Consider the following 5,934-nt stretch of genomic DNA (forward strand, 5'->3'; position numbering starts at 1 on the left):
CCGTCGTGCTGCGCGAGAACGGCGGCATGGAGCGCGAACCGGAGGCATGGGTGACCCTCCTCGGCCACGAGAATCTGCCGGGCCGCCCCCGGCCCGCCGACCTGACGGCACGTTGACTGCGGGACCGGGGAATCGACTGGTGGCCGTTCGCCGACCACGAGCTGGTGGTCGACCTCGTGTGCCGGGTCGGTGAGGACGGGCACTGGCACGGCCACTACGGCGTACGGGTCGACGCGGCCGCCCTGCGGCGGCTCGGACTTCACCCGGAACAGCCGGCCTCCGCCCCCGCCGATTCGCCCATACCGGTGTGGTGGGGGCCGTGGGCGCACGGCGGCGTCCGGCGGGGATGACGCAGCGCCGTGGTCCCGGCCGGAGAACCGGCCGGGACCACGGCGTTCGCGTGTTCCTCCGCTAAGGGCTGACGTTGATGGTGAAGGTGGAGGTCGTGTTCCGGATGTTCTCGTGGTTGTCGCTCATCCTGAGGTTGTTGAAGGTGACGGAGCCGACCGCCGGGCCCTGGCCCGCCTCCGGCATCTCGTTGGCCCACAGGCCCATGCCCGACTTGGCGTCGTAGGCGTCACCGCTGCGGTGGGCGCCGGTGATGGAGACGTCGGTGAAGATCGTGTCCTTGATCGGGTTCTGCGGCTGGCCGCCCACGTAGTTCGTCTGGAACATGATCCCGCTGTAGGTCGGGTCCACGATGTCCACGTCGCTGACGCGGATGCCCTGGAAGGCCTTCGAGGCGCTGAAGAGCCAGATGCCCGGGAAGGTCTGGCTGCCCCAGAAGTGCCCGCCGCAGCGGATCACCGAGATGTTCTGGAAGTTGGTCGGCTCGGTCCCGAAGCCGTTCATCGGATAGCCGAAGTCCAGGGAGCTGATCGTGACGCCCGAGTAGACCAGGGTGTCCGCGACGAGGATGTTGCGGAAGGTGTTGGCGTAGCCGCCGTAGACGGCGACGCCCGCGGCCCGCCAGGTCAGCAGGGACGTCAGGTTCTCGTAGAGGTTGTTCTTCTCGTCCGCCCCGCCGGCGTCGATCGCCGAGAAGAGGGCGAAGCTGTCGTCACCGGTGGCACGGGCCTCGATGTTGTCCAGGTGGTTGTCCGTGCTGCCGTTGGTCATGTTGACGCCGTCGGCGAACGTGTTGCGGATCCTGGAGTTCTTGATGGTGACGTTGTCGGTGTTGGCGCCCCAGTAGAGGCAGACCGTGTGCTCGTTCCAGACGTTGTCGATGGTCATGTCGGCGACGTTCGCGAAGTCGAAGACCTTGCCGGGGCCGTCGATGCGGGAGGTGTAGTTGCCGAAGAAGGAGAAGCCCGAGAAGGTCGAGCCGTTGGCGGTGGAGTCGGCACGGAAGCCCGCGTCGGTGTTGGACTGGCCGACCGGCGTGTGGAAGCGGGTGTACCAGGGGCCCGCGCCGATGATCTTGACGGGCTTGCCGTAGACCTGGAACTTGCTGCCCGTCTCGTACTCGCCCGGCGGCAGGTAGACGCCCTTGAGGGTGCCGGTGGTGTCCATCCGGGCCTTGTCCAGGGCGTTCTGCACGTCCTGGTGGGTGAAGCCGGTCGGCGCGGTGTAGGCGGCCGGGTCGGGATTGGTGATCGGCGCGACCTGCTCGGTGTTGACGAAGTCGATCGCGTACCGGCTGCCGTTCGCGGCGTCCTTCTGCAGTTTGATCTTGGCCCCTGCCGGCACGGTCGTGCCGAGCATCATGTTGGCCTCGTCGTAGATGTGGCGGGGGCTGCCCTCGGCCGGGTTGTTGCCGGGGGCGGTCTCGCTGCCGTACAGCCAGGCGTACTTGGAGGTGAGGTCGATGGCCTTGAGGAAGCTGCCGTTGACGTAGACGTTCAGGGTGGAGTCGATGCCGCCGCCGCCCGGGGCGTCGGGGATGGAGTAGCGCACGACCAGGGTGTTGGTGCTGGCCCGGGTGGTGAACTCCACCGAGCTGCCCGTGCTGCTGAGGGTGACGGCCTTGCGGCCGGACGCCTCACCGGCCAGGTCGCCGACGGTGCGGTTGGGGCCGACCACGGCGGCGCTCCCACCGAGGACGCCGTCCTCCGCCTCGTACATGTCGTAGGGCATGTTGGCGCCGCGGCCGACGAAGAGCGACTGGGTGCTGGTGTTGTTCTGCTGCTTGACCGCGAGTTCGTTCGCGTCGGGCGCGATGACGGTCCTGACGGTGTACTTGCCGTCGGCGGCGGTCCAGGTGCCCAGTGAGACGGGGCTCGTGGTGCTGCCCGCGGCGATGGCGCCGTTGTAGGAGCCGGTCAGCGTCCTGACGACGGAGCCGGTGTCGGTGTCGGTGACGGTGACGGTGATGCCGTGGGAGCCGCCCGCCGAGGCGACCGTGCCCTGGTTCCTGATCGCCACCGAGAAGGTGACGGTGCTGCCCTTGGCCGGGTTGCCGGGCGACCAGCCGGTGGGCGAGGCGATCAGGTCGGAGCTGTCGACCGGCTTGACGACCAGCGGGGTCGGGCTGCTGTAGGCGTTGTCGGTGTCGTTCTGCTCGATGACGTCCCCGGACTCGTCGACCTTGGCGCCGAGCGGGTAGCTGCCCGCGTCCCGTACGCCGATGTTCGCCGTCACCGTGGTGGAGGCGCCGGCCGCCAGCGCGCCGACGGCGGCGGTGCCGACTTTGGTGGTGCCCAGGTAGAAGGTGACGTTCGTGGCGCCCGAGGCCAGCTCGCCGATGTTGCGCACGGTCGCGGAGAGGCTGATGGCGTCGGTCTCGACCGGTGCGCTCGGGGAGACGGACATGCCGGTGACGGTCATGTCCGGGTTCGGCGCCGGGGTGCCGATCACCTGGAACTCCGCCACCTGGCCCGCGCCCGCGCCGCTGTTGGCGGTGAACTGCAGCCGTACGTCGGCGACCCGGGCGCTGACCGGTATGGTCACCGTGTTGCCGGAAGAGGGGCTGAAGGTGTAGCCGGCGGCCGCCTTGAGGCTGCTGAAGCCGCTCGCTCCCTGCTCCCTGCCGAGCACCTGGACGGTCTGGGTGCGGGCGCCCCAGGCGCTGTCGGGGTTGAGCTTGAGGATGACCGAGGTGACGTCGGCGTTCGCCCCGAGGGAGACGGTCAGCGTGTTCGGGTAGCTGCCGCCGGCGCCCTCCCAGTAGGTGGTGACGCTGTTGTCGTTGGCGTTGGCCGCGACGAAGGCCTGGGTGCTGGACGAGGCCGTGATGGGCTTGCCCACGGCCATGTTGGAGCCGGTGCCGCCCGAGCCGTTGCGGGTGGCCGTGGCGCTGGCGACGCTTCTGTTGCCCGCGGCGTCCTTGGCCTTCACGTAGTACGAGACGGTCGCGGTGTCCGGCTGGCTGTCGGTGTAGGTGAGGGTGCTGCCCGACACCGTGGTGCGCAGGACCTCGTTGGCGTACACCTCGTAGCCGGTGACGCCGACGTTGTCGCTCGAGGCGGTCCAGCTCAGCTTGATCTGCCCGGAGCCGGGCTGGGCGAGGGTGAGGTCGCCGGGCTGGCTGGGCGCCTGCGTGTCGCCGCCGGAGCCCGTCCGGGTGACGGTGTCGCTGTTGCCGGAGACGTTGCCGGCCGCGTCCTTGGCCCGTACGAAGTAGCTGACGGTGGCGCCGTCGGGCTGGTTGTCGGTATAGGCGAGCGTGCTGCCGGAGACGCTGGTGCGCAGCTCCCCGTTCGCGTAGACGTCGTAGCCGGTGACGCCGACGTTGTCGGTGGCGGCGTTCCAGGTCAGCCGGATCTGGCCGGAGCCGGGCTCGGTGAAGGCCAGGCCGGTGGGCGCGTTCGGCGCGGTGGTGTCGCCGGTGGCCGGGCCGTAGACCTCCAGCTCCGACAGCTGCGCGGCGGCCCAGCCGGTGTTCGCGGTGATCTGGACGCGCAGGTAGCGGGTGGTCGTGCTGCTCAGGCTGATGGTGACGGTGTTGTTGTCGGACGGCCTGAAGGCGTAGTCGCGGGAGGCGACCAGGTCGCTGAAGGACGAGCCGTCGGTGCTGCCTCGCAGGGACAGCGTCTGCGTCCTCGCCTCCCATGAGGGCGGCAGCCTCAGCACCACCTTGCTGACCGCGACGGAGGACCCGAGGTCGGCCTGGACCCACTGCGGGAAGGAGCTCCCGGCGCTCTCCCAGTAGGTGCCCTGGTTGCCGTCGCCCGCGTTGGCGGCGACATAGGGCGCGTCGCCGCTGCTCGCGGTGAGGGTCCTGCCCCGGGCGAGGTTGTCGGTCGAGGTGGCGGAGCCGTGCACCTCGAGCTCGGAGACCTGGGCGGCGGGCCAGCCGGTGTTGGCGGTGATGGCCAGCCGAACGAACCGGGTGGGGGTGGCCGCGAAGCCGATGGTCACCGTGTTGCCCGAGCCGGGGCCGAAGTTCCGCGCGGCCGAGCCGGAGAGCGTGGCGAAGGTGGAACCGTCGGGGCTGCCCTGGACGGCGAACGTCTCGGTCCTGGCCTCCCAGGAGGCGGGGAGCCGGACGACGACCTGGTCGATGCTGGTACTGCTGCCCAGGTCGACCTGGACCCACTGCGGGAAGGAGCTCCCGGCGCTCTGCCAGTAGGTGTTCTGGTCGCCGTCGGTGATGTTGGCGACCCCGTACTCGGCGTGGGAGCTGCTCGCGGTGGCCGGGGCCCCCGCGGCGAGGTCGGGGCCGCCGGCGGCCGTGGCGGGCAGCGCGGACTGGCCGAGCAGCACGAGGCCGGCCGCGATCACCCCCGCGAGCAGCCGTCGGATGAACCGTTTCTCTGGCATGTCGTCCCTGTGCCTCTCGTCAGGTTGTTGAAGCCATGACATGGCGCTGACCACTCGGCTGGCACGCTGCGTATTTTTCATGCGTTGTTTGGTTAATTGCGCGGCTCGAAGTGATAGTTGCAGAGGCGCTTCCGGCCGTCTATGGTTCCGGCCGCGCTTTCAGTAGAGTTGGCAGGCGTTTGCGCTGGAGTGTCGTCCGTCCGACAGGGTGTTGCGGAAGCACCGCAAGAACTTGCGCTCCCTACTCCGTCGTGCGCAGCGCCTGGTACACCGACCAGAGGACGGAGACCAGGGGCACCGCCACCACCGCGCCGATCACCCCGGCGGCGATGGCCCCGCCGATCACGGTGAGCGCGACGACCACCGGATGCAGGCGGACCGCCCAGCTCATCACGAGCGGGTGCAGCACATGTCCCTCGATCTGGCCGATGAGGACGATCAGGCAGACGACGATCGCCGCCACGAGGGGGCCCTCGGCGGCCAGCGCCACCACGGCGGCCACCGCCAGGGCGATCGGCGAACCGATCAGCGGCACGAAGGCCGCGAAGAACTCCAGCAGCGCCAGCGGCAGCGCGAGCGGAACCCGGAGCAGGAACAGGGCGACCCCCACCAGGATCGCGTTCGTCGCCGCCACCAGGACGATCCCGCGCGTGTAGCCGGTGAACGTGCGCCACGCCGCACGGCCTGCCACGGCCACCCTGCCGCGGACCGCCCGCGGCAGCTGCCGGCAGAACCAGGACCACTGCCGGTCGCCCGAGTGCAGGAAGAAGACCGAGCAGAACAGGGCCAGCGCCAGGACCGTCAGCACCTCGACCAGGCGTCCGGCGCCGCTGAGCGCGGTGCTGATCAGGGTCGACCGGTGGTCGGAGAGCCACTTCCCGACCTTCGACTGCAGGTTGTCGAGCGCCTGCGGGTCGAGCCGGAACGGCGGGGCCTCCAGCCAGCGCTCGATACGGGTCAGCCCCGCGCCGAACTCGCGTTGCAGCCCCCCGCTCTCGGCGGCGACCACCTCACCGACCAGCGCCAGGACGCCGAACACGACCAGGATGCTGCCGACCAGCGAGACCGCCACGGCCGACGCCCGCGGGATCGCGCGGGCGAGCAGATCGGCCGGCGGCCGGAGCATGGCGGTGACGACCAGTCCCAGGAAGACGGCCACGGCGATCTCGTGGAACCGCCCCAGGACGGCGAACGCGGCGTAGACCACGGCCCCCACGACCAGCAGCCGCC

2 protein-coding genes are annotated in these 5,934 nt (G+C 70.1%); both read right to left on the reverse strand.

The features are described from left to right. Positions 1–411 precede the first annotated feature (411 nt). Complete coding sequence (locus tag AC3ET4_RS30100) at positions 412–4,704, reverse strand: discoidin domain-containing protein (RefSeq protein ID WP_431955026.1); 4,293 nt, start codon at positions 4,702–4,704, stop codon at positions 412–414. A gap of 241 nt (positions 4,705–4,945) precedes the next feature. After that, the coding region (locus AC3ET4_RS30105) for an AI-2E family transporter (protein WP_431955028.1) at positions 4,946–5,934 on the reverse strand (989 nt) is incomplete at its 5' end.

Source organism: Actinacidiphila sp. bgisy167, from assembly GCF_057707665.1.

What these genes read in the sequence shown, in the direction of transcription:
- AC3ET4_RS30100 (WP_431955026.1), bottom strand. Translation starts at nt 4,704, where the DNA reads ATGCCAGAGAAACGGTTCATCCGACGGCTGCTCGCGGGGGTGATCGCG.